A 23267-nucleotide genomic window follows, 5' to 3' on the forward strand; every position below is an offset into this window, starting at 1 on the left:
CGAACCATGAACGGCTTCACGCGCCGAGGCCCGGATTTCCCGCCCGTCCTTCGATAAACTCAGGACGAACGGGAAATCCTACGGATGTTTTTCTGGCGGACTGGTTGGCTGGCTTGAAGCCCGCGCCGAGGCTCGCCTGAAACCGTTCGTGGCGCCCCCGAAACCGTTCGTGGTATGCCTGAAGCCGTTCGTGGTATGCCTGAAGCCGTTTGTGGTATGCCTGAAGCCGTTCGTGGTATGCCTGAAGCCGTTCGTGGTATGCCTGAAGCCGTTCGTGGTGAGGCTCTCGAACCATGAACGGCTTCACGCGCCGAGACCCGGATTTCCCGCCCGTCCTTCGATAAACTCAGGACGAACGGGAAATCCTTCGGACGTCAGGACGAACGGGAAATCCTTCGGACGTTCGGCGATCTGATCAAGGCCGACAACTGAACACTGAAAACGACCAACTCCCAAAAAACCAAATGAAACCCGCCATCGCCTCTTCCCCCCATGTCCCCCGCGTCAACCGGGTCGACCGCGTCATGCTGGACGTGCTGCTGGCGCTGGTGCCGGGTATCCTGGCCATGACCTGGTATTTCGGCTGGGGCCTGCCGATCAACATCGCGCTGGCCGTCACCTTCGCCGTCCTCGCCGAAGCCGCGGTGATGACCGCGCGCGGACGTCCTGCCCTGCCCGCCATCGGCGATCTCAGCGCCGTGGTCACCGCCGTGCTCTTCGCCATCTCGGTGCCGCCCACCCTGCCCTGGTGGCTGACCCTGATCGGGATGCTGTTCGCGATCGTGCTGGTCAAGCAACTCTACGGCGGCATCGGCTACAACCCCTTCAATCCCGCCATGGCGGCCTATGTGTTCCTGCTGATCTCCTATCCGGTCGCCATGACCGCCTGGACCGCGCCCAACCTCTTGGCCGAACATACGTTTTCGTTCCTGGAATCACTGCGGCTGATCCTGGACGGCAGCCCGCCGGCTGGACTGACCTGGGACGCCATCACCTCGGCGACGCCGCTCGACGAGATGCGCGGCAAACTCGATCTCGGCATGACGATCGACGCGATTCGCCAAAGCCCGCTGTGGGGCGATTTCGGCGGTCGCGGCTGGGAGTGGGTCGCCAACGGGTTCCTGCTCGGCGGGCTCTATCTGCTGTGGCGGCGGATCGTTCCCTGGCAGATCCCGGTGTCGATGCTGCTCGCCCTGACGGTCTGCGCCGGACTCTTCTGGCTCGTCGATCCGCAAACGCATCCCTCTCCGGCCTTCCATCTCTTCAGCGGCGCGGCCATTCTGGGCGCCTTCTTCATCGCCACCGACCCGGTCACCGCCTGCACCACCCGCAAGGGCCAACTGATCTTCGGGGCGAGCATCGGCGCGCTCCTCTTTATCATCCGCACCTGGGGCGGCTATCCGGACGCCGTGGCCTTCGCGGTCCTGTTGATGAACATCGCCGCCCCGACCATCGACTACTACACGCAACCCCGTGTCTTCGGGCACGGCGGAGAACCCCGATGAAGACCCACCCCATTCTGCTCGCCGGCGTCGTGCTCGGCAGTTTCGCCGTCACCGGCGTGGCCCTGGTGTCGGTCACCCACGAGGCCGTCGACGCGCGGATCGCCGGCAACCAGCGCCAGGCCATGGAGCGCAAACTCGCGACCATCCTGCCGGCGGGACAATCGGATAACGATCCGCTGCGCGACACCCTAGAGGTCCAGGCGAAGGATCTTCTGGGCGCCGCCAAGACCCAGATCTATCGCGTGCGCAACGCCGACGCGCCGGTCGCGGTGGTCCTCGAACCCGTGGTTCCCGACGGCTACGCCGGCCCGATCCGGCTGCTGGTCTCGGTGCTGCGCGACGGCTCGCTCGGCGGGGTGCGCGTGCTCTCGCATCACGAAACGCCCGGTCTTGGCGACAAGATCGAAGAGGCCAAATCGGACTGGATTCTGAGCTTCAAGGGCAAATCGCTGACCGATCCGCCCCGCGAACGCTGGGCCGTCAAGCGTGACGGCGGCGCGTTCGACCAGTTCACCGGCGCCACCATCACGCCCCGCTCCATCGTCGGCGCGGTCAAGAACACCCTGCTCTATGTCGAGCGCCAGGGCGACGCGCTCTTCGCCCCCAGCGCGGCCACCGCGCCGACATCACCCTCACCGGAGGAATCCTGATGTCAGACAACAAAGGCTATGACGCCATCCTTGGCGAGGGGCTCTGGGGCAACAACCAGATGCTGGTCGCGCTGCTCGGACTCTGTCCGCTGCTCGCCACCACCACCTCGGCCACCAACGGACTTGGCATGGGCATCGCCACCACCGCCGTCCTGACCTGCTCCAACGGCACCGTCTCGCTCGTCCGCCATCTGGTGCGCCCAGAGGTCCGGATTCCGGTCTTCGTCCTCGTGATCGCCTCCTTCGTCACCCTCGTCGAACTCCTCATGCAGGCGTTTTTCTACGAGCTATATCTGGTGCTAGGGCTTTTTATCTCGCTGATCGTCGTCAACTGCATCATCATCGGCCGCGCCGAATCCTTCGCCTCGAAAAACCGGCTGGACCGCGCCCTGCTCGACGGCCTCGCCGTGGGCCTCGGCGCGACGCTGGTCCTGACGACCCTCGGCGGTCTGCGCGAGCTAGCCGCGCAAGGCACGCTCTTCGACCAGATCCATCTGCTGCTTGGCGAGGGCGCCCGCGGGCTGACGCTACGGCTAGGCGACGACTTTCAGGGCGCCCTGATCGCGATCCTACCGCCCGGCGCCTTCATTGGATTAGGGTTGATGATCGCGTTTAAGAACCTGATCGACCAGCGGCTCAAACGGCGTTCGCGTTCCCGTCCCATTCGACCGGGCTCAATGACAGGCTTCGTCCCCGCCCCCCCCGCCCGCTCGGATTGCCCGCGGGTCAGGAATAGAGCGAATTTCGGAAATCGCTTGATCAGGGGGCAAACCCCGTAGGAGCCCGCTTGCGGGCGACGGGGGATGCGGCCAAGCGATCAGATGCATCGGCGCGTCGGACGGTCGGTCGGTCGGTCGGTCGGTCGGTTGGACGGTGGATTTCCCGTTCGTCCTGAGGCTCTCGAAGCCTGTCATGAGCCCGGTCGAATGGGACGGACGGGAAATCCGGGCCTCGGCGCGTGAAGCCGCTCGTGGTTCGAGAGCCTCACCACGAACGGCTTCAAATTCGTCCTGATGCGCTCGAAGGATGGGACGGTGAGATGGCAGGAGGATTTCCCGTTCGTCCTGAGGCTCTCGAAGGACGGACGGGAAATCCAGGACGCTGGCGCGCGAAGCCGTTCGTGGTTCGAGGGCCTCACCACGAACGGCTTCTAGCCCTCACCACGAACACCTTCATCTGCCGCGCCGCGCTTCCAATAACCCCAAAAAAACTCCTATTCCTCCTTCAACCCCAACGCGATGCGATCGGTAATCGGCCGGATCAGATACTCGAAAAACGTCCGCTCGCCGGTCTTGATCATCACATCCGCCGGCATCCCCGGTAGCAGCGTCAGCCCGCGCAAGGTTTCCATCCCCTCCGGCGTCACCTGAATCCGCGCCAGATAATAGGGCATGCCCGTCTGCGGATCGGTCAGCCGGTCGCCCGAGATCGTCTGCACCGTCCCGAACACCGTCGGCGTCACCCGCGCATTGAACGCCGAAAACCGAATCTCCGCCTTCAGCCCCGGAATCACCTGATCGATATCCTGCGGCTGCACCCGCGTCTCGACGATCAGCGGCTCGCCCTCCGGAATAAGATCCAGAATCGGATCGCCAGGACGCAGCACCCCGCCCACCGTATGGATCTTCATCCCCACCACCGCCCCACTCGTCGGGGCCAGCACCACGGTGCGATCCAGCGCGCTTTCCAGGGCGCGCATCCGCTCGCGCAGATCCGACAGCTCGGTCTGATCCGCGCGCAGTTGCTCCACCACCTCGCTCGTGAACACGCGGCGCACCTGAGCGATCTGCAATTGCGTCTCGCCGATCTTCACCCGCGACGCGGCGATCGACGACAGATGTTCCGCCCGTTCGCCCTCCAGCTCGGCCGCCAGACGTTCCCACTCGCGCAAGCGGCTCTTATCGCCCAGCCCCTTCGCGAACAGCGACTTCAGACCGTCGATCTCCTCCTGATACAACCCGATCCGTTTCGCCTTGCTCGCTGCCAGGCTTTCCAGACCGCGGATCTGCTCCTCCAACTGCTCGACCCGCTGTCCCAACACGCCCACCTCGCCCGCCATTGCCTGATGACGCGCCTGGAAGACCCGCTCCTGACCGGTCATCGCCTCCTCGACCCTGGGGTCATCCTTCGCCGCCAGCAGATCCTCCGGAAAGGCCACCTTCTCGGCCCCATCCCGCTCCGCGATCAAGCGTGCTTCCTCCGCCCGGCGTGCCAGAAACTTCCCGCGCGCGATCTCCAGTTGCGCCCGCGACTCGGTATCGTCGATGCGCAGCAACACCGCGCCCTTCTGGACCGCGTCGCCCTCGCGCACCAGGATCTCGCTCACGATCCCGCCTTCCAGATGCTGCACCGTCTTGCGCGACGACTCCACCGTCACCACCCCAGGCGCCACCGCCGCGCTATCGATCGGCGCGAACGCGGCCCACACCCCGAAACCGCCCAGCCCCGCCAGCAGCACCAGCAAGCCCAGCATACGCTCCGGCCCATCGCTCGTGCGCAGATCGGGAATCGCCGGTTCCGGCGCCAGGGTTTTGGGAACAACGTTAATATCCAAGGCAATGCGCCTCCTGAAAAATCGAAAATTCTGGGTGATACTGCAATCTTGAGCGATCTATTGGGGTGCCGTCGAGCGGGATGACCGAGCGAGGCGTGACACTTCAGCCCAATCGCCGCGCATCATCGCCTCCTTCTTCCGGCGGCTCCACCCTTTGATCCGCCGTTCGCTGGCAAGTGCCTCCAAACGGCTCGGAAAATCTTGCGAAAACACCAGATCGACCGGACGGCGGGAAAAGGTATAGCAACCTGGAATCGCCCCCGTCACATGTTGAGCGATCCGTCTTTCCAATTGATCGGTATGACCGGTGTAATAGCTGCCATCCGCGCATCGGAGAATGTAAACCCAAAAACTCATCGAGCAGCCTCCTTGATTGCGATGTGAAATTGCAGTCAACCAGCCAACCAACTAGCCAGCCAGCAGAACATCCGTAGGATTTCCCGTTCGTCCTGAGGCACTCGAAGGACGGACGGGAAATCCGGGCCTCGGCGCGTGAAGCCGTTCATGGTTCGACAAACTCACCACGAACGGCTTCAGGCAAGCCTTGCACGGGATTCAGACCAGCCAACCAGCCAACCAGCCAACCAGCCAACCAACCAGCCAGCAGAACATCCGTAGGATTTCCCGTTCGTCCTGAGGCACTCGAAGGACGGACGGGAAATCCGGGCCTCGGCGCGTGAAGCCGTTCATGGTTCGACAAACTCACCACGAACGGCTTCAGGCAAGCCTTGCACGGGATTCAGACCAGCCAGCCAACCAGCCAACCAGCCAACCAGCAGAACATCCGTAGGATTTCCCGTTCGTCCTGAGGCACTCGAAGGACGGACGGGAAATCCGGGCCTCGGAGCGTGAAGCCGTTCATGGTTCGACCCTTCGACTCCGCTCAGGGCTCACCACGAACGGCTTCAGGCAAACCAACCAACCTCAAACCCCAAACCCCCTCACCCCACCGCCATACTCGTCCCCGGCACGCTACTCACCGCCGTCGGCCGCGCGAACTGCGGCAACACCTGCTCGCGTGGCGCGAACAAATGCAACATCCCTTCGCGCAACACCAGAATCTTATCCACCCCATTCAACACGCTCGGACGATGCGTGATGATGAACACCGTCGACCCCTCCGACTTCAACTGCGCGATCGCCCGCACCAGCGCCGCCTCGCCCTGCTCGTCCAGATTGGAATTCGGCTCGTCCAGCACCACCAGCACCGGCTGCCCATACATCGCCCGCGCCAAACCGATCCGCTGCCGCTGCCCGCCCGACAGCACCGCCCCGCCCACGCCCACCGGCGTGTCGTAGCCCTTCGGCAGACCCAGAATCATCTCGTGCACCCCCGCACGCTGCGCCGCCGCCACCACCTTCTGCGCATCCACCGTTCCGAAACGCGCGATATTCTCGCTCACCGTCCCGTCGAACAGCTCGATATCCTGCGGCAGATACCCGATGTGCGGCCCCAGATCCTCCCGATTCCAGCGGCTGATCTCCGCCCCATCCAAACGCACCGCGCCCGCCGCGGACGGCCACACCCCCAGCATCACCCGCGCCAGGGTCGACTTGCCCGCCGCGCTCGGCCCGATCACCCCGATCACCTCGCCCGGCTCCACCTCGAAACTGATCCGCTTCAACACCGCCACGTTCGACCCCGGCGGCGCCGCCACCACCTCCTGGAAGCTGACCTGTCCGGTCGGATCCGGCAGGCGCATATTCACCGCCCGCGCCGGCACCGACTGCAACAGATTCCGCAGCCGGTCATAGGCCGTGCGCGCCGTCAAAAACCCTTTCCAGGAATTAATCAGCATATCGATCGGCGCCAGCGCCCGCCCCATCAGGATCGAGCCCGCGATCATCACGCCCGGCGTCACGATCTGCTGAATCGCCAGATAGGCGCCGACGCCCAGAATCAGCGACTGCAGCGTAATCCGAATCGTCTTACTCGCATTGATCAGCAGCCCCGCCCGATCGCTCGCCAGCGACTGCAGTTTCAGCATCGCCACATGCTGCGCCAGCCAGCGCCGATGGACATTGCCCAGCATCCCCATCGACTCCAGCGCCTCCGCGTTGCGCAGATTGCCCTGGAGATAATTATTGCTCGCCACCGCCTGCCGATTCGCCATCGCCAGCGGCTTGCTCGTCGTCAACTCGTTCGCGATCGCCAGCCCGATCAGGATCAGCGCCCCGCCCACCGCCAGCCAGCCGATCATCGGATGCATCAGGAACAGCACCGCCATATAGACCGGAATCCAGGGCGCGTCGAAAAACCCGAACAGCCCATGTCCGGTCAGAAACTGTCGCAGCGCCGTCAGATCCTGGATTGGCTGAATCCCCGTCTGCCCGCCCCCGCGCAGATTCGCATCGAACATCGCCGCGAACAGCCGTCCGTTCAGCGCCATATCCAGCCGCGCGCTCACCCGCACCAGAATCCGCGAGCGCACCAATTCCAGCGCCCCCATCATCGCGTACAGCCCCACCACCAGCAGCGTCAGCACCAGCAGCGTCATCGCGCTCCCGCTCGCCAGCACCCGGTCATAGACCTGCAGCATATACAGCGCCGGCACCAGCAGCAGCAGATTGATGAAGGCGCTGAACAGACCGGTATAAATGAAGGAATTACGGCTCGCCTGCAACACGGCGCGCAGTTCGTCGACAGGACGGGAATGCTTGTTCACGAGGGGATACCAGAGGTTATGTAAAGACAAGCGAGCGCGTTCACGGATTGCGGGCGACCCCGCAACCCGGAGAGGAAAAGGCGGAATCGGCGAAAACCCGCCATCCCAAAGCCAAGCGGCAATCGGCCTCCGTCCCGAGTTTCCTTAAGGGAAGCGTACCGTAAGGAACGGCACGGCACCTGACCGCGCTCACGAATGCCGGGCATCATACCAAAACCCCACGCGCCCGTCAGGGCAAAAGGTGTGCGCCGAGCCGCCCGCCCGTCCGACGCCCTCTGCCCGAAGCCGTTCGTGGCGAGGCCCTCGAACCATGAACGGCTTCACGCGCCGAGGCCCGGATTTCCCGTCCGTCCTTCGACCCTTCGACAAGCTCAGGACTCAGGACGAACGGGAAATCCACCGAGCGTTTGACCGACCGTCCGTCTGACGCCCTCTGCCCAAAGCCGTTCGTGGCGAGCCCAAAGCCGTTCGCGGTGTGCCTGAAGCCGTTCGCGGTGTGCCCAAAGCCGTTCGTGGCGAGCCCAAAGCCGTTCGTGGTGAGTTTGAAGCCGTTCGTGGTGAGGCTCTCGAACCATGAACGGCTTCACGCGCCGAGGCCCAACCACCCGACGAACCGACGCCCTCGCCCAAAGCCATGCGCGGTCTCCCCAAAGCCATGCGCGGTCTCCCCAAAGCCGTTCGCGGTCTCCCCAAAGCCGTTCGTGGTGAGCCTGAAGCCGTTCGTGGTGAGGCCCTCGAACCACGAACGGCTTCACGCGCCGATGCCAGCTATCCCGCCCCCCTCGACAAGCCTGCCTCAGAGGGTGTAGACAAAAATAATTGAGCTGCTATTTGTATACCAGTCTACAACTGAGCTGGTGTGCGCTGATGTCGAAAGCTGGTCGTCCCCCCAAGATTCACGAGGCGGAGCAAGCGGTATTGCGTCAAATTGTCACGGATCGCCCGACCTCCACGCTGTCAGAGATTGCCCGGGAACTCGCGGCACGGACGGGAATCGAGGCTCATGAAGCAACGATTCGCAAGTCCTTGCGGGAGGCGGGCGTCACGCGCCTCCGGGGCGAGAGTGGTCTCGAGGCGCAAGCGCGCGCAACGCCGCGTCGGTATGGGTATACGGATGCGCATCGTCGCCACGACCCCGACCAAAGCTACCCAAGTTGTCTGACCGATGCGGAGTGGGACTTGGTCGCCGCTCTCTTTGAGAGTGCCGGGCGGGCGGGGTCAACCGCCCCGCGTGTCGCGCCGGAGCATCCTGGAGGCGTGTTGCTACGTGGTGCGCACGGGGTGCGCGTGGCGGATGCTGCCGCACGATTTCGCGCCTTGGCAGAATGTCTACAAGACGTTTCGCCGTTGGAGTGCGGCTGGGAAGTTTGAGCAGATGCATGATCGACTGCGGGGGCAATGGCGCGAACGCGAGGGGCGTGAGATCGCGCCGACGGCGGCGGTGCTGGATGCGCAATCGACCCGCGGCTCGCCGCAGGGTGGACCGAGCGGCTTTGATGCGGGCAAGCAGGTCAAGGGGCGCAAGCGCAGCCTGGTGGTCGATACCTTGGGGTTCGTGTTGGCGGTGAGCGTGGTCGCGGCCAATCTTCAGGACCGCGATGCCGCCTCGGGCGCCGTCGCTGACGCGGCCGCCAAGTACCCCCAGATCAACACGCTGTTTGTCGATAGCGCCTACGCCGGTCAATTTGCCCAAACCACCGAGCAGACCCACGCGATCCGCGTGGAAGTCGTGCGCCATCCAGCCAACAAAAGCGTTGGCTCCTGGCACGTGGACGGGGCGCCTGACCGAGTGGTGATCGCCAACGCCGACGGCTTCGTTCCGCTGCCGAAGCGCTGGGTTGTCGAGCGCACCCATGCGTGGAATGAGCGTGCCCGTCGATTGATCATGCATCATGACCGTCTGCCAGCGGTCTCCGAAACCTGGGTTTGGCTGGCGGAGGCGCGCATCCTGCTGCGGCGGTTGACCACAACGGTTTGATTTTGTCTACACCCTCTAAGCGAAGCCAAAAGGTTTTAACAGCTCATTAAAAATCCCATCAAAACCAATTATTTACCGACAAATTACAGCGATTTTCACACGCAATTCAGCGTATCGCCTCGCGCGCCTGCTGCAAACTCCGCGCATGCCGATCGCCCATAAAATCGAACCGCGCCCGCCGCCGGATCAAGCCGATGATCTCGATCGGGCGTGCGGGACGCGGCGGCAGTGTCACAACCAGCCCCTTGCGCCGCTTAGTCAGCCGAGCGTCACGTGGTCGAAAGCGGCGGCGTATCAAGATGACATCACGGTCTTGCGTGTCGAATTCCCCTGGTCTCGCGAGGCCTCAAGCCGGGTGGCGCGCAATGCCATCGACGATCTCGATTCGGCGTTCCAAGGCTTCTTTCGGCGCGTGAAGCGCGGCGTCAGCCGCTTCGATTCGCCGGCCACACCAATCAGCAAGCGCGCCGGGCGCTTCTTCGCCTCCGCCCTGGTCGACACCGAGGCGTACAACCCGCACGCACCGCTGGACCCCTCGGTGGGCGTTGACTTCGGGATCGAGGTTGCATGAACTGTCGGACCAACTGACACGCACCGATCGCGTCATCGCCATCGAAGACCTGATTCAGAGACCCTTGATCCCCGAAAACCCCACAACCACTCCACCCGCCCCCCTCGAACCAAGACCGAGTTCACACATCGACTCTAAGGATTTCCCGCCCATCCCTTGCCCACCTTCCATCCCAACCCTATAATCCAGCCCTTGAAAAAGCCGCCGCGTCCCAGCCACCGCCAGCCAACCTCCCGCACCGGCCATTTGCGATAAAAATACAACAGCATCGCCCTCTGTCCCCGGAGAACGACAGTGCCCACAGGCCAAAAGATGAAGAAATATCATCACGCGCAACACATAACTTGCTTTCTGGCAACACTTGGGTAAAATACCACTCAGGCACGCGCCGTCTCGTAGTGTTTTTTGCCACAGGCTGGCTCCGGAGGCGTCTGCTCGTGGTATTGGCTCAACCAGGCAGTCGCCGACTGCTCACAACCAAGTAGAGACACTCAGTACCCAAATCATGCTTGCATCCGAGTGTTTTCCCTATGCTTACGCTTGTGCACGATCCCGGTTGCTGGTAGCTTCCGGGGACGCCGGCCGACCCGGTCTTCAGGTCTCTTTGTCACCCAACCTTTAAGGAATCCACACCATGGCTCTCCAGACCTTCGACGCAAATTATTACCTGGCCCAGAACGGCGATGTTGCGCAAGCAGTCAACGCCGGGTTCTTCACCGCCGAGCAGCATTACCTGATGTACGGCCAGTTCGAGGGACGCAACCCGAACGCCGTCTTCAATACCGCCGGCTACGTCGCCGCCAACCTCGATGTGGTCGGCGCGGTGCCCTCCGTCTTCAACTCCTATCTCCAGCACTTCGAGCTGTACGGCGTCACCGAGGGCCGCGCGCCCGGTGCCAACACCTTTGACGAAGCCGCCTACCTGGCCGCCAACACCGATGTCGCCGACGCCGTCGCCGCAGGCATCTTCACCAGCGGCTACGAGCACTTCGTCCTCTATGGCCAAGCCGAGGGTCGCCCGAACGGCGTCGTCGACGACGGCACCGGCGGGCAGACCTTCACGCTCACGACCAATCAGGACATCTTTAACGGCGGCGCCAACGCCGATATCATCCGCGGCGTCGCGGGCGTCCAAGTCGGTCAGCAGGACCAGACCACGCTGAATTCCTCCGACATCCTCGACGGCGGCGCGGGCGACGACAGCCTGGTGGTCAACATGACCGGCCCGCAGTACCTGGGCGGCGCCACTGTCAAAAACATCGAAACCCTGCAGATCGGTACCAACCTGGCAAATGATGCCCTGACCGCGTTCGACATGAACGTCAACCAAGGGGCCTTCGAGGTGACGGGCGTCAACACGCTCACCTACGACCAGATCACCACCAACGAGCGTCTGGTGGTACAAAATGTCGTGCCGGTCGCGGCGGGCGGGGTTTCCCCGACGCTGGTGTGGGCCAATGAAGCCGGCTCTGCGGCAGGCACGATCGCAACCACTTATCGTCAAGCGACCATCGCGGGCACCGCCGACAACCAAGCGGTCGAGCTGAGAAACGTGGATGCGGCGCAACCGCTTTCCCAAGGCACCGATGACGGCACCCTGCTGATCGCGGGCGGCATGGAAACGATCACCATCACCTCCTCCGGCACCGTCGCCCAGAACACCCTGAATAACGTTCAGGCGGTGAACGCTGGCGTCCTCAATGGCGTGATCTACAACGACGTTGGCACCGGCAACAACAACGTCAGAGCCGACGTGCTGTCCAACGGCACGCTGACCAAGGTCGTGCTGGAAGGCGACACCGCCATCGGCCGCGTCGCGGGCGTAGTCAGCGCGACCAATGGTCTGACCAATCGCGTCTGGGCTGCCTCCCCTGCTGCCGGTCTTGTTGATGGCGACCTGGGTCTCACCACCGCCGCCTCCTCGTCCAACCTGCTGTCGGTCGGCTCGCGCGTGACCGAGATCGATGCCACGACCATGACTGCGGCGGCCAACGTGCGCTTCACGGCAAAGACCGATGGCGCGGCCACCAACGTCACCTTCAAGGGCGGCGAAGCCGGCGACTATGCCGAGTTCGAGCTGGGCAACGTTACCGCGACCGGCAATGCCGGTGCTGACACCTTCGCCTTCATCACGCGGGCGGCGGGTGTCACCAACTCCACCTACGGTTCTGGCGACACGATCGATGGCGGCGATGGCGCCGACACCCTGTTGCTCGGCATGAACGGGGTCGGCACCTACACGTTGAGCACCACCGAGTTCCAAAACACCACGGGGATTGACGTGTTGGATCTGCGTGGCGCTGTCAATACCGTCACCGTCTCGAGCACGCTCGTCGATGGCGCGGATGCCGGCAAGTTCGAGATTCACACTGACCGTGTGGTTCGCACGGCGGTGGATAATGCGCTTAACCCAGCCGCTGGCACCACCAATGGCACTGAGGACGCACTGGTCAACGTCATTAACCTGACCGACCTGAGCGGCAGTCAAGGCGTGAAGTTTGTCGGCGGCTCCGGCTCCGATCGGCTCGTGCTCGATAACGCGGCGTTCAACCAGAACATGGAATTGAACGGCGGCACCGAAGAGACCTCCGTCGGCAATGTGGCGGGCGACTACGATACTCTCACCGTGATCGATAATGCCGTGCTGGACCGGACCGACATTGCCAATGCCAGTAATTTCGAGGGACTGGTGCTGGTCGAAAGCGGCACGGGCAACACGACCTTCTCGCTGGAAATGACCGAAGCCTTCCTGCTGGCCAACACCAAGGCAAGTGATCTCGTGTTCGCAACGACGAGCATCAATGACACCGTGTTCCAGATCGGCACCAACAATGCCGCCAACGGAAATGCATTGGAAGCGGGCGATGTGGTGTCCATCGACGTGACCGACCTCTTTAACACGGCCACGAATGCGGTCAAGGCATCGGTCGCTGCACGTTCGATCGATACCAATGTCTTGACCGGCGCTGGCGTGACAGTGAATTACGTCTACAACGGCGTGACCTATGCCACCCTTGCCGCCTTGACAGCCGCATTACCCACTGTTGGGGCCGCTGCGGTGCTGAATGGCAACGATGCTGTCGGTCGAGTGGATGTGATGGGGTCGGCGGCGAATGTGGCCGGGGCGACGGGGATTGTCTTTACCTCCGGGGTTGGGCCACAGGCGGTGCTTGGCACCAACAACAACGACACCTTTACCTTGTCGCAGGCCGATACGGTCACCGGCGGTGATGGCCTCGATACCGTGACTTTCAATGCAGGCTCTGGTGGAGCGCAGGTCACCTTGGGTGGTACGGGGGCTGACACTGTTACTCAAAATGTTTCAATTACCGATGGCGTGGGTATTTTGAACATGGCGGCAGGTGGCACCCTGAACATCGCGGCCAATTTCGGAGCAGCTTACGACATGAACGCCACAGCCGGCAATTATGTCTTTGGCGCAGCAACAACAGTCAATGTGACCGCTGTCCAAACTGGTTTGACGATCGAAAATGGCGCGACTGTGACAACTACTGCTTCGGCTGGTGGTACTTTCACTCTCGGAACGGGTGGGCAGACATTTACTGGTACCGGTGCGACCGCCTACATTGTCACAGGCGGTGCGGGGGCGGATAGGATTACAACTGGCACTGGTGCAGACACGATCATCCTCGGGCAAACGAATGATTCGGTGACCGGTGGTACAGGAATTGACACCTTCCGAGTAGATGACGCAGGCGCTACATCTGATGTGATCCTAGACTTCACTGTAGGAGTCGGTGGAGATAGAATCCAAATCAGTGAAGCGCTTACGGCAGTTGCGGGAGTCAACACATTGGTTGCTGCAATTGGGACGACCGCGCAAGTGGCTACGCAGCTAGGTGTTGACGCTAATAACGTCAATGTTGCTGTAATTACTGACCTGGGCTATGCAAGCGCTGTCGCAGCGATCAATGCCTTAGATGCATCGACGGCGATTGCTGAGGCGGATGGTACGGTTCTTGTATTCTTCAACACGACTACAAGTCGCGCTGAAGTGTATTATGAGGCAAATATGACCACCGTTGGTGGCGTGACCCCAGAACAGCTAGCTACCCTTGATAACATCACGACACTTGCTGGTCTTACCGGCATCGTCGGTACGAATTTCGATGTTATAGCTTAGCAAGGTAGCAAGGTAGCAAGGTAGGATGGGTAGAGTGACCGCGGTACGACGTTGAAGATTGGGCACGGACGCCCGCCGGTCACGAAACCCATCGAACCACCGACCTTGATGAAAGACTTGAACGCCCTCGGGGAACCGGGGGCGTTTTTTGTTGGGCGTGAATCTGCAACCTCGGCGCGTGGGATCGGTGGGTTTCGCTATCGCTCTACCCACCCTACGCTACGCAAACCGGAGTGGGTTGTTACCGTGCGGAAATGCTATATTGGACGACATTGAATCTTGACGGACTCGACATCATGACAACGATTTCCTTCGACACTCATGAATTTGTGAAAAAACTGCAATCCGTGGGTTTTACGCAAGAACAAGCCGAGCAAGGTAGCAAGGTAGGATGGGTAGAACGGCCACGGCACGACGCTTCATGATTGGCACGGACGCCGATTGGCCGTGAAACCCATCGAACCACCGCGCTTGATGGAAGACTTGAACGCCCTCGGGAAACCGGGGGCGTTTTTTGTTGGGCGCGATTCTGAAACGTCGGCGCGTGGGTTCGATGGGTTTCACGGCCAATCGGCGTCCGTGCCAATCATGAAGCGTCGTGCCGTGGCCGTTCTACCCATCCTACCTTGCTACCTTGCTCGGCTTGTTCTTGCGTAAAACCCACGGATTGCAGTTTTTTCACAAATTCATGAGTGTCGAAGGAAATCGTTGTCATGATGTCGAGTCCGTCAAGATGCAATGTCGTCCAATCTCATCACCTATCAGTTACTCACGGGCATGAAAAGCGGGCAACGGGAGGTCGTTTTGAAGGCACCGCTTCAGACGGCGCAGGCCGCGCGTGAACCACGAGACCAGGCTACGATAGAGTTTCCTGAAGCTCCAATGCGCGGGGTCGTTCTGCGCCTGGACTTTTTTTCGAGTGGTGTCGGATCGTTCAGCCCCTCGTCTCGGCCGGCGCGAACACACCAGTACATGGCCAAGGCCATGATGAGCACCAGTCGCTCCAAACGCTCGGCATGCTGGAGTTGCGAATCCTCCAAGTCGAAGCCCCGGCCCTTGACGTCGGAGAACATCGGTTCGATGGCCCAGCGAGCAGCGTCGTCAAGCACGCTTGCCCGTGTCGGGGCGGCGTCCATGGCAATGATCCACGGCTCGGGGTGGCCATCCTCGTGCAGGATCCCGAGGTTCGTGATCACCCCCTGCGCAAACAGGCGCACACCGGTGAAGTAACGTTCCGTCACCCCGTGTGCCAACGCGCCCGTCGTCGTCTCATCGCCCTGCCCGGTATCCGTTAGCACGTTGCTCTTCAGGCGCAGCCGGTAGCTCCAGCCCCGGGCTTGGAGCCACCCGAACAGGCCCGCCGACGGATAGAACCGGTCCGCCGATAGCAGCACGCGCGCCCCGGACGGCAGCCAGGCCAGGAGCGGCTCCAACACCACCTGCTGGCCCGCGAAGCCGAGATTGGCCGCCCCTTCCTCAGCCCGCCACGCCAGCGGTATCGCGCGATCACCCACCCGCAACGCCACCATCAGCAGCGCCATCCGATCACCCAAATCGGTTTGGTCCAGGCTCAACAACACCGTCTGACCATGGCTGGCCGCCTTCGCCAACTCCGCTCGTGCAAAGGGCTCAATCACCATTCCCGGACCCAACCGCGGATTCTTCAGCAAACGCCTCAGCCATTGCTCGCGCATGTCCTGCCGCTCGGTGTCCAAGGGCAGCAGATTGGCCAACTCCACCGTGTTCGGGGTTTGGCCTTCGATCATCGCCCCGACCGCCAACGCCAGCTTGCTCACCACCGTCTTGCGCAGACGCGGGTGCACCTCGCGCAGCCCGCACGCCACTTCATCAGCCAATCGTTTGACGCTTCCCATGATCCTCAATCACCTCAACATCGACTGAGCGGCAGTTTGCCAGAATGTGATAGGTGATGAGATTGGACGACATTGCATCTTGACGGACTCGACATCATGACAACGATTTCCTTCGACACTCATGAATTTGTGAAAAAACTGCAATCCGTGGGTTTTACGCAAGAACAAGCAAGGTAGGATGGGTAGAGTGACCGCGGTACGACGTTGAAGATTGGGCACGGACGCCCGCCGGTCACGAAACCCATCGAACCACCGGCCTTGATGAAAGACTTGAACGCCCTCGGGAAACCGGGGGCGTTTTTTGTTGAGAACATGGCTATACTCTCGACAAACCAAGAGATTGACGATTGAGAAGATGCCGACAATCAGCATGTTTTACGGAATTCTTGTCACAATCCTTTTCGAGGATAACGACCGCCATCATTTACCTCATATTCATGTTCGTTATCAGGGTCAAAAAGCGTCCATCGCCATTGAAGACGGACGTATTCTTGCCGGAGATTTTCCACGAAAACAACTGAGAATGGTCCAGGCTTGGGTGGAAATCCATCGCGATGAGTTATTGGCGGATTGGGAGCTTGCCGTCCAGGGCGACCCCCCCTTTAAAATCGCACCCCTTCAGTGAGTTAACGCCATGGATCAGCTACTTGACGTAACGTCTGTGCGGGTAAAACCCGATTATCATCTCGAACTGGTATTCGAAAACGGCGAGCGCCGCCTTTTCGATATGTCTTCTTACATGGATAAAAAACCGTTTATCCGATTGAAACCATTATCGCTTTTTGCTTGTGCTTCGATCGATTACGGAACGGTGGTCTGGCCGGGCGACATCGATATTGCGCCTGAAACGCTGTATGACCGCTCGATCCCGTTGGGTTAAGCAAGGTAGGATGGGTAGAGTGACCGCGGTACGACGTTGAAGATTGGGCACGGACGCTTGCCGGTCACGAAACCCATCGAACCACCGACCTTGATGAAAGACTTGAACGCCCTCGGGAAACCGGGGGCGTTTTTTGTTGGGCGTGAATCTGCAACCTCGGCGCGTGGGATCGGTGGGTTTCGCTATCGCTCTACCCACCCTACGCAAACCGGAGTGGGTTGTTGCCGTGCGGAAATGCTATATTGGACGACCTCATCACCTATCACATTCTGGCAAACTGCCGCTCAGGCGATGTTGAGTGGAGTGAGGATCATGGGAAGCGTCAAACGATTGGCTGATGAAGTGGCGCGCGGGCTGCGCGAGGTACATCCGCGCCTGCGCAAGACGGTGGTGAACAAGCTGGCGCTGGCGGTCGGGGCGATGATCGAAGGCCAAACCCCGAACACGGTGGAGTTGGCCAATCTGCTGCCCTTGGACACCGAGCGGCAGGATCTGCGCGAGCAATGGCTGAGGCGTTTGCTGAAGAATCCGCGGTTGGGTCCGGGGATGGTGATCGAGCCCTTTGCGCGAGCGGAGTTGGCGAAGGCGGCCAGCCATGGTCAGACGGTGTTGTTGAGCCTGGACCAAACCGATTTGGGTGATCGGATGGCGCTGCTGATGGTGGCGTTGCGGGTGGGTGATCGCGCGATACCGCTGGCGTGGCGGGCTGAGGAAGGGGCGGCCAATCTCGGCTTCGCGGGCCAGCAGGTGGTGTTGGAGCCGCTCCTGGCCTGGGCTGCCGTCCGGGGCGCGCGTGCTGCTATCGGCGGACCGGTTCTATCCGTCGGCGGGCCTGTTCGGGTGGCTCCAAGCCCGGGGCTGGAGCTACCGGCTGCGCCTGAAGAGCAACGTGCTAACGGATACCGGGCAGGGCGATGAGACGACGACGGGCGCGTTGGCACACGGGGTGACGGAACGTTACTTCACCGGTGTGCGCCTGTTTGCGCAGGGGGTGATCACGAACCTCGGGATCCTGCACGAGGATGGCCACCCCGAGCCGTGGATCATTGCCATGGACGCCGCCCCGACACGGGCAAGCGTGCTTGACGACGCTGCTCGCTGGGCCATCGAACCGATGTTCTCCGACGTCAAGGGCCGGGGCTTCGACTTGGAGGATTCGCAACTCCAGCATGCCGAGCGTTTGGAGCGACTGGTGCTCATCATGGCCTTGGCCATGTACTGGTGTGTTCGCGCCGGCCGAGACGAGGGGCTGAACGATCCGACACCACTCGAAAAAAAGTCCAGGCGCAGAACGACCCCGCGCATTGGAGCTTCAGGAAACTCTATCGTAGCCTGGTCTCGTGGTTCACGCGCGGCCTGCGCCGTCTGAAGCGGTGCCTTCAAAACGACCTCCCGTTGCCCGCTTTTCATGCCCGTGAGTAACTGATAGGTGATGAGATTGGACGACATTGCATCTTGACGGACTCGACATCATGACAACGATTTCCTTCGACACTCATGAATTTGTGAAAAAACTGCAATCCGTGGGTTTTACGCAAGAACAAGCCGAGGTATTTGCCACTGAGCATCGGCGGATTGTTGATGACACGTTGGTCACAAAAGACCACTTGGATATGCCTTTGCGTGAACTCGAAATGCGTTTGCGTGAGCTTGAATATCGCTTGATTATTAAAATGGGCGCCATGATGATGGCGGCCGTTTTTTCTATTGCGGCACTGGTGAAATTTCTTTAACGGGAGATCTGTGAGCAAGGTAGGATGGGTAGAGTGACCGCGGTACGACGTTGAATATTGGGCACGGACGCCCGCCGGTCACGAAACCCATCGAACCACCGACCTTGATGAAAGACTTGAACGCCCTCGGGAAACCGGGGGCGTTTTTTGTTGGGTGTGAATCCGATGCGTCGGCGCATGAGCAGTTCCCAGTTCCGGACAGTTCCAGTTCCGGCAGTTCCGGCAGTTCCGGGGACAGTTTACTTAATCCCTAGACGAATCCAGCAAACTCATGCACGACCTTTCTAACGCGGCTATACTTTACGCATCCTGCTTCATCGATTGCTTGAGATTGCTCGTCATGATCAACCTCGCATCGTCATTTCGTGATCATTCGCATGGGATTGATTGATGCCAGTCGTTTTACGTTTGGACGGATTCAAATTTTTCTTCTATGCAAACGAGGGTAATCCACGCGAGCCTGCTCATATTCACATCAGAAAGTCCGGCGCTGAAGCGAAGTTTTGGCTAGAACCTCAAGTACAACTCGCTAGAAATGACGGTTTCGATGCCCCAACATTGCGGCGCATCGCTGGATTCGTGGCAAGCCATCAAACGCAATTAAAGAGAAATTGGCATGAATACTTTACCTAAATCTGCTCGAACCGATGAAAACAACCTATGGGTTGAATTGCATGACGGGCGCACGCTTGGCGTTCCGCTGGCATGGTTTCCTCGCTTGCTTGCGGCGACTCCCGAACAACGTAATGATTTTGAACTCAGCCCGCAGGGAATTCATTGGGACACGCTGAATGAAGATATTTCAATTGAGGGGTTGCTCAACGGCGAGGGAGATATGACCCATCATCGCCGTGAAGCCGCGTAGCAAGGTAGCAAGGTAGCAAGGTAGGATGGGTAGAGTGACCGCGGTACGACGTTGAAGATTGGGACGGACGCCCGCCGGTCACGAAACCCATCGAACCACCGACCTTGATGAAAGACTTGAACGCCCTCGGGAAACCGGGGGCGTTTTTTTGTTGGGCGTGAATTTGCAACCTCGGCGCGTGGGATCGGTGGGTTTCGCTATCGCTCTACCCACCCTACGATCGAACGGGTCAATCGTCTTCGTCGGGGGGGAGCGTGAATGGATTGCTGTCGTCGGTATGCCAATCGGCGGGATAAACGCCTTGGCGCACGGCGCGATGGAATGATGAATACGGCCACTCGTGGGGGTGCGCGACGTATCGATGTTTGACTGGGTTGTAATGAATGTAATCGAATCGATGGTTGAATCCGCGTTGATTGCGGACGGTGTGTTCCCAAAACCGCCGCTGCCAAATTCCGCGTTCGCCCTTGGATTGCCGACTGGCCGAAATCCGTTCGCCCTTGGGAATGGCGCGCGAAAATGCCGCCTTGATCTGACGCCATCGCAGGCTGTAATCGCTATCCCCCGGCGGCAACGTCCACAACGTATGCAAATGATTGGGCATGATCACGATCGCATCGATGGTGAACGGATGCGCCGTCATCACGGAACGAAACGCCGCCCGCAACACCGCCACCTGCTCCACCAACAACCGACTTTCCGGATCGCGCAACTTCACCGTAAACCAATACGTCCCGCCAGCCACCCGTAATCGTCGATAATTTGGCATGTTCGTTTGCCCTTAAAATTAGCAAAGTAGGATGGGTAGAGTGACTGCGGTACGACATTGAAGATTAGGCACGGACGCCCGCCGGTCACGAAACCCATCGAACCACCGCGCTTGATGGAAGACTTGAACGCCCTCGGGAAACCGGGGGCGTTTTTTGTTGGGCGCGATTCTGCAACGTCGGCGCGTGGGTTCGATGGGTTTCGCTTCGCTCTACCCATCCTACACCGACACCCTCTGAAACACTGATTTCATTGATTGTTCGTCACCTTTTGGGGTGTTACGATCAAACCAATGAACAAAGAGCAACTCAAACATATTGCCGCCGCCTTGCACGCGATTGCCCTGGCGCAGTTTGCGGTCTTTGGCTACACCGCGTTGATCGCTCAACCTGTTGCCTGGGTGCAACTCACGCTGTCAATCATCGGTTTTTTCAACATCGAATTTGTGGCCGTTTGGGTGTGGTCTTACGTTCGTGACTCGGGGAATCCGCCATGACGAGTTCAGTGATCTCTCTCTTGATGCTCTTGCTGATTGTCAATGTTATCGGGGGTGCGTTGATCTGGTACCTCAAACATCACCCGCCTGGCCATTGATTGGCAAGGTAGGATGGGTAGAACGGCCATGGCACGACGCGTCATGATTGGCACGGACGCCGATTGGCCGTGAAACCCATCGAACCACCGCGCTTGATGTAAAACTTGAACGCCCTCGGGAAACCGGGGGCGTTTTTTTGTTGGGCGCGAATCTGAAACGTCGGCGCGTGGATTCGATGGGTTTCGCTTCGCTCTACCCATCCTACGTAAACCCGGATGTTTTGTTGCGGGGGCCGGAATGCTGTATTCAATCCATTGATGTTTACCAATGGATCAACGTGATGGCGACGATTACATTGGATACGCTGAAATTTGTTGAAAAACTGAAATCAGCGGGCATTGCAGAAGAACATACGAAAGCAGAAGCCGAAGCGCTGGTCTCCGCATTTTCCGAAGCGATGGATTCTCAGCTTGCCACGAAAGCAGACATCAATCGCTTGGAGCGCGAGTTAAAAGCGGATATCAATCGAGTGGAACGTGAAATGCTGGTTGTGAAATGGATGGTTGGTTTGGTCTTGGGCGGAATCGTGGCTTTGGTGTTAAGGTGATTTACGGGAATGACTTTACCGATTTCCGTTCGTCCTGAGCGTGTCGAAGCCTGTCATGAGCTTGTCGAATGGGACGGGCGGAAATCGCGCTCCGAGGCCGACATTGCATCCGTTCATGGTTCGACCCTTCGACTGCGCTCAGGACTCACCACGAACGGATGCAATGTCACCACGAATGGATGTAGTCTGGGTAAGATCTTTTCCAAAAATCGCCTAAAAGCGTTTTTTCGCTTCGGCCCGTAGCAAGGGTACGCATCGCGTACCTTTCACCCTCTCAAACGGCACGGACGCCACTTAGATAAACGGATCGCTTGATTCAACCGCCGTGTTTCTTCCCGAAACACGGCGGTTTTTTATGCGCCGAACGGTACGCGATGCGTACTGCATTGAACTAACCCGGCGGAGCGGTCGCGACCATCGACGGACGCTGACGGAAAACCTCATACCACTCGGCCAGCGCGGGGCATGTCGCGCGCCATTCGCCGATGGCGCCGCGCAGATCGAGATACCCCAGCGCGACGGCGATCGAGATTGCCCCGAGGTCGACCCGGTCCAGCAGTTCGGCGATGTTCCGCTCGCAGCCGTCGAGCGCGCGTTGGATGGCGCGACGTTTCAGCTCAAGCCACCAGTCCCAACGCAGCGTTTCTGGCCGGCGGTGCAACTCCATGAAAATCAGCACCGCGCTATCGAGAATGCCATCGGCCAGCGCCTGATCGCGCAGAACCCGCCAGTGCATTTCGCCGGTCGGCGGAATCATGCGCCGAGCGACATGGCAGCGATCGAGGTATTCGCAGATGACCGGGCTATCGAACAAACTCTGACCGTCGTCCAGCACCAGGGTCGGAACCATTGAGAGCGGATTGTCAGCGATCAGTGACTCGGGTTCGGACCACCCGTCGACCGTCTCGATGTCGATCTGATCGAACAAGCCGGTTTCGTGTAACAGCACGGTCACCTTGCGGACATAGGGCGAGGTATGGGAATGACGGAGCAGCATTGGATTCCCTCGGCAATGAAGATCGATCTGAAATGGACAGTCTACTCCCACTCGGCTAGCGGGGTCTTTCATCCTGAAACCGCTTCCAGCATCGCCGCTGTCATTTCGAGCAACCGGCTGGGATGGCAACAGTCAATCGTCCGGTGCTGGACTGCCGACAGGGGTCGACCGATATCCAAGCCGCGCGGAGAGCGTCCGGCCCGCGTCCACCAGATCCGCGACCCAGTCCAGCCGCCGCCGTTCGATCGGCGCCGAGACCGACAGACCGGCACTGACGTTGCCGGTGCTGTCATGGATCAGCACACCGATGCAGCCGACATCGATTTCGGCCTCCTCGTTGTCCAGCGCGTAACCCCGCGCCAGCGATTCCCGGCATTCCGTCAGCAGTCGGGGCAGCGTGGTGATGGTGTTGCGGGTATAGGCGGGCAGATTGGTGCGCTGCACATAGGCGCGCATGGCATCCTCGCCGGCCGCGCCGAGCATGAGCTTGCCGACGGCGGTGACATGCAGCGGCGCGCGCGAGCCGACTAGTTGCTGCACATGGATCATGCGGTTGGGCGTGGCCTTCTCGATATAGACCACCGAATCGCCCTCGCGGATGGTGAGATTGATGGTCTCGCCGAGCCGGTCGCGCAGTTCCTCCATGATCGGCCGGGCGATGGCGCGCACGTCCACGTTGCCGTGCAGACGTACTCCGAGTTGCAGCAGCCGCAATCCGAGCCGGTAATGGCCGGCGCCGTCGCGCTCGACGAACTGGTTCTGGATCAGCGAGGCGAGGATGCGATGCGCGGTCGAGGCGTGCAGCCCGGTTTCGGCGGCCAGGATCTTGAGGCTGACCGGATCCGGGTAGCGGGCGAAAGCGTCGAGCAGGGCCGCCGCCCGGTCGATGACCTGGATGCGGGATGCCGTGGGGGTGTTTTCCTGGGTCATATTACGAGGA

General features: G+C 60.5%; 21 protein-coding genes and 1 pseudogene. 15 read left to right on the top strand and 7 right to left on the bottom strand.

Features of this window, described 5'->3' with window-relative positions; all coding sequences use genetic code 11:
- Nucleotides 1–464: 464 nt before the first annotated feature.
- The 3 genes from rsxD to THIVI_RS09375 are packed head-to-tail and all read left to right on the top strand — an operon-like array spanning nucleotide 465 to nucleotide 2934.
- The gene (gene rsxD / locus THIVI_RS09365; protein ID WP_014778351.1) at nucleotides 465–1505 is read left to right on the top strand and encodes an electron transport complex subunit RsxD; all 1041 of its coding nucleotides are present in this window, start codon (nucleotides 465–467) and stop codon (nucleotides 1503–1505) included.
- The gene (gene rsxG / locus THIVI_RS09370) at nucleotides 1502–2155 is read left to right on the top strand and encodes an electron transport complex subunit RsxG (RefSeq protein ID WP_014778352.1); all 654 of its coding nucleotides are present in this window, start codon (nucleotides 1502–1504) and stop codon (nucleotides 2153–2155) included. The genes rsxD and rsxG overlap by 4 nt, the downstream gene beginning before the upstream one ends.
- The gene (locus THIVI_RS09375; RefSeq protein ID WP_014778353.1) at nucleotides 2155–2934 is read left to right on the top strand and encodes an electron transport complex subunit E; all 780 of its coding nucleotides are present in this window, start codon (nucleotides 2155–2157) and stop codon (nucleotides 2932–2934) included. Before rsxG ends, THIVI_RS09375 begins: the two co-directional genes overlap by 1 nt.
- 434 nt (nucleotides 2935–3368) lie before the next feature.
- On the opposite strand, the gene THIVI_RS09380 is transcribed toward THIVI_RS09375, so the two are convergent.
- The 3 genes from THIVI_RS09380 to THIVI_RS09390 all read right to left on the bottom strand — a co-directional run bounded on the left by THIVI_RS09380 (nucleotide 3369) and on the right by THIVI_RS09390 (nucleotide 7375).
- Nucleotides 3369–4709, bottom strand: coding sequence for an HlyD family type I secretion periplasmic adaptor subunit (locus tag THIVI_RS09380; protein WP_014778354.1), 1341 nt, complete (start codon nucleotides 4707–4709; stop codon nucleotides 3369–3371).
- A 57-nt stretch (nucleotides 4710–4766) separates the two neighbouring features.
- Complete coding sequence (locus tag THIVI_RS26310) at nucleotides 4767–5066, bottom strand: GIY-YIG nuclease family protein (protein WP_014778355.1); 300 nt, start codon at nucleotides 5064–5066, stop codon at nucleotides 4767–4769.
- Nucleotides 5067–5650: 584 nt separating this feature from the next.
- Entirely contained in the window at nucleotides 5651–7375 is a 1725-nt protein-coding gene (locus THIVI_RS09390; RefSeq protein WP_014778357.1) for a type I secretion system permease/ATPase, read from the bottom strand.
- 867 nt (nucleotides 7376–8242) lie between these two features.
- Here THIVI_RS09390 and THIVI_RS09395 point away from each other — a divergent pair.
- The 3 genes and pseudogenes from THIVI_RS09395 to THIVI_RS09405 all read left to right on the top strand — a co-directional run bounded on the left by THIVI_RS09395 (nucleotide 8243) and on the right by THIVI_RS09405 (nucleotide 14068).
- A pseudogene (locus THIVI_RS09395) lies at nucleotides 8243–9353 on the top strand (IS5 family transposase).
- Nucleotides 9354–9498: 145 nt separating this feature from the next.
- Nucleotides 9499–9924 carry a hypothetical protein gene (locus THIVI_RS25225; protein ID WP_014778358.1) on the top strand — a complete coding sequence of 142 codons (426 nt, stop codon included), beginning with the start codon at nucleotides 9499–9501 and terminating at the stop codon, nucleotides 9922–9924.
- A 634-nt stretch (nucleotides 9925–10558) separates the two neighbouring features.
- A complete protein-coding gene (locus THIVI_RS09405; RefSeq protein WP_014778360.1) occupies nucleotides 10559–14068 on the top strand; it encodes a beta strand repeat-containing protein in 3510 nt (1169 codons plus the stop codon).
- Nucleotides 14069–14886: 818 nt separating this feature from the next.
- Here THIVI_RS09405 and THIVI_RS09410 read toward each other — a convergent pair.
- Entirely contained in the window at nucleotides 14887–15942 is a 1056-nt protein-coding gene (locus tag THIVI_RS09410; RefSeq protein ID WP_014778361.1) for a transposase, read from the bottom strand.
- 355 nt (nucleotides 15943–16297) lie between these two features.
- Here THIVI_RS09410 and THIVI_RS09415 point away from each other — a divergent pair, with 355 nt between their 5' ends.
- From THIVI_RS09415 to THIVI_RS23595, 7 genes are all read left to right on the top strand, one after another.
- Nucleotides 16298–16567 carry a DUF4160 domain-containing protein gene (locus THIVI_RS09415; RefSeq protein WP_041446915.1) on the top strand — a complete coding sequence of 90 codons (270 nt, stop codon included), beginning with the start codon at nucleotides 16298–16300 and terminating at the stop codon, nucleotides 16565–16567.
- A 9-nt stretch (nucleotides 16568–16576) separates the two neighbouring features.
- Entirely contained in the window at nucleotides 16577–16822 is a 246-nt protein-coding gene (locus THIVI_RS09420; protein WP_014778363.1) for a DUF2442 domain-containing protein, read from the top strand.
- A 312-nt stretch (nucleotides 16823–17134) separates the two neighbouring features.
- Complete coding sequence (locus THIVI_RS25685) at nucleotides 17135–17740, top strand: hypothetical protein (RefSeq protein ID WP_245537412.1); 606 nt, start codon at nucleotides 17135–17137, stop codon at nucleotides 17738–17740.
- The gene (locus THIVI_RS25690) at nucleotides 17655–18191 is read left to right on the top strand and encodes a hypothetical protein (protein WP_342610611.1); all 537 of its coding nucleotides are present in this window, start codon (nucleotides 17655–17657) and stop codon (nucleotides 18189–18191) included. Before THIVI_RS25685 ends, THIVI_RS25690 begins: the two co-directional genes overlap by 86 nt.
- A gap of 103 nt (nucleotides 18192–18294) precedes the next feature.
- On the top strand, nucleotides 18295–18555 hold the full coding sequence (locus THIVI_RS09430) for a CCDC90 family protein (protein ID WP_014778364.1): 261 nt from the start codon (nucleotides 18295–18297) through the stop codon (nucleotides 18553–18555).
- A gap of 390 nt (nucleotides 18556–18945) precedes the next feature.
- Complete coding sequence (locus tag THIVI_RS23590) at nucleotides 18946–19188, top strand: DUF4160 domain-containing protein (RefSeq protein WP_014778365.1); 243 nt, start codon at nucleotides 18946–18948, stop codon at nucleotides 19186–19188.
- Nucleotides 19172–19420: a DUF2442 domain-containing protein gene (locus THIVI_RS23595; protein ID WP_014778366.1), complete on the top strand. Its 249-nt coding sequence runs from the start codon at nucleotides 19172–19174 to the stop codon at nucleotides 19418–19420. The genes THIVI_RS23590 and THIVI_RS23595 overlap by 17 nt, the downstream gene beginning before the upstream one ends.
- A 229-nt stretch (nucleotides 19421–19649) precedes the next feature.
- Here THIVI_RS23595 and THIVI_RS09435 read toward each other — a convergent pair whose 3' ends face one another.
- Nucleotides 19650–20189 (bottom strand): REP-associated tyrosine transposase, encoded by a 540-nt coding sequence (locus THIVI_RS09435; protein WP_014778367.1) that lies wholly within the window; start codon nucleotides 20187–20189, stop codon nucleotides 19650–19652.
- Between the two features lie 291 nt (nucleotides 20190–20480).
- Here THIVI_RS09435 and THIVI_RS09440 point away from each other — a divergent pair, with 291 nt between their 5' ends.
- Both THIVI_RS09440 and THIVI_RS25695 read left to right on the top strand, forming a co-directional pair.
- Nucleotides 20481–20684, top strand: a complete 204-nt coding sequence (locus tag THIVI_RS09440) for a hypothetical protein (RefSeq protein WP_014778368.1) — start codon at nucleotides 20481–20483, stop codon at nucleotides 20682–20684.
- Between the two features lie 145 nt (nucleotides 20685–20829).
- The gene (locus THIVI_RS25695; RefSeq protein ID WP_245537414.1) at nucleotides 20830–21330 is read left to right on the top strand and encodes a CCDC90 family protein; all 501 of its coding nucleotides are present in this window, start codon (nucleotides 20830–20832) and stop codon (nucleotides 21328–21330) included.
- Between the two features lie 391 nt (nucleotides 21331–21721).
- On the opposite strand, the gene THIVI_RS09450 is transcribed toward THIVI_RS25695, so the two are convergent.
- Both THIVI_RS09450 and THIVI_RS09455 read right to left on the bottom strand, forming a co-directional pair.
- Nucleotides 21722–22327, bottom strand: a complete 606-nt coding sequence (locus THIVI_RS09450; protein WP_014778370.1) for a glutathione S-transferase N-terminal domain-containing protein — start codon at nucleotides 22325–22327, stop codon at nucleotides 21722–21724.
- A gap of 132 nt (nucleotides 22328–22459) precedes the next feature.
- Entirely contained in the window at nucleotides 22460–23257 is a 798-nt protein-coding gene (locus THIVI_RS09455; RefSeq protein ID WP_014778371.1) for an IclR family transcriptional regulator, read from the bottom strand.
- Nucleotides 23258–23267 lie beyond the last annotated feature (10 nt).

Origin of the sequence: Thiocystis violascens DSM 198 (genome assembly GCF_000227745.2) — a bacterium.
Taxonomy (GTDB): Bacteria; Pseudomonadota; Gammaproteobacteria; order Chromatiales; family Chromatiaceae; genus Chromatium; species Chromatium violascens.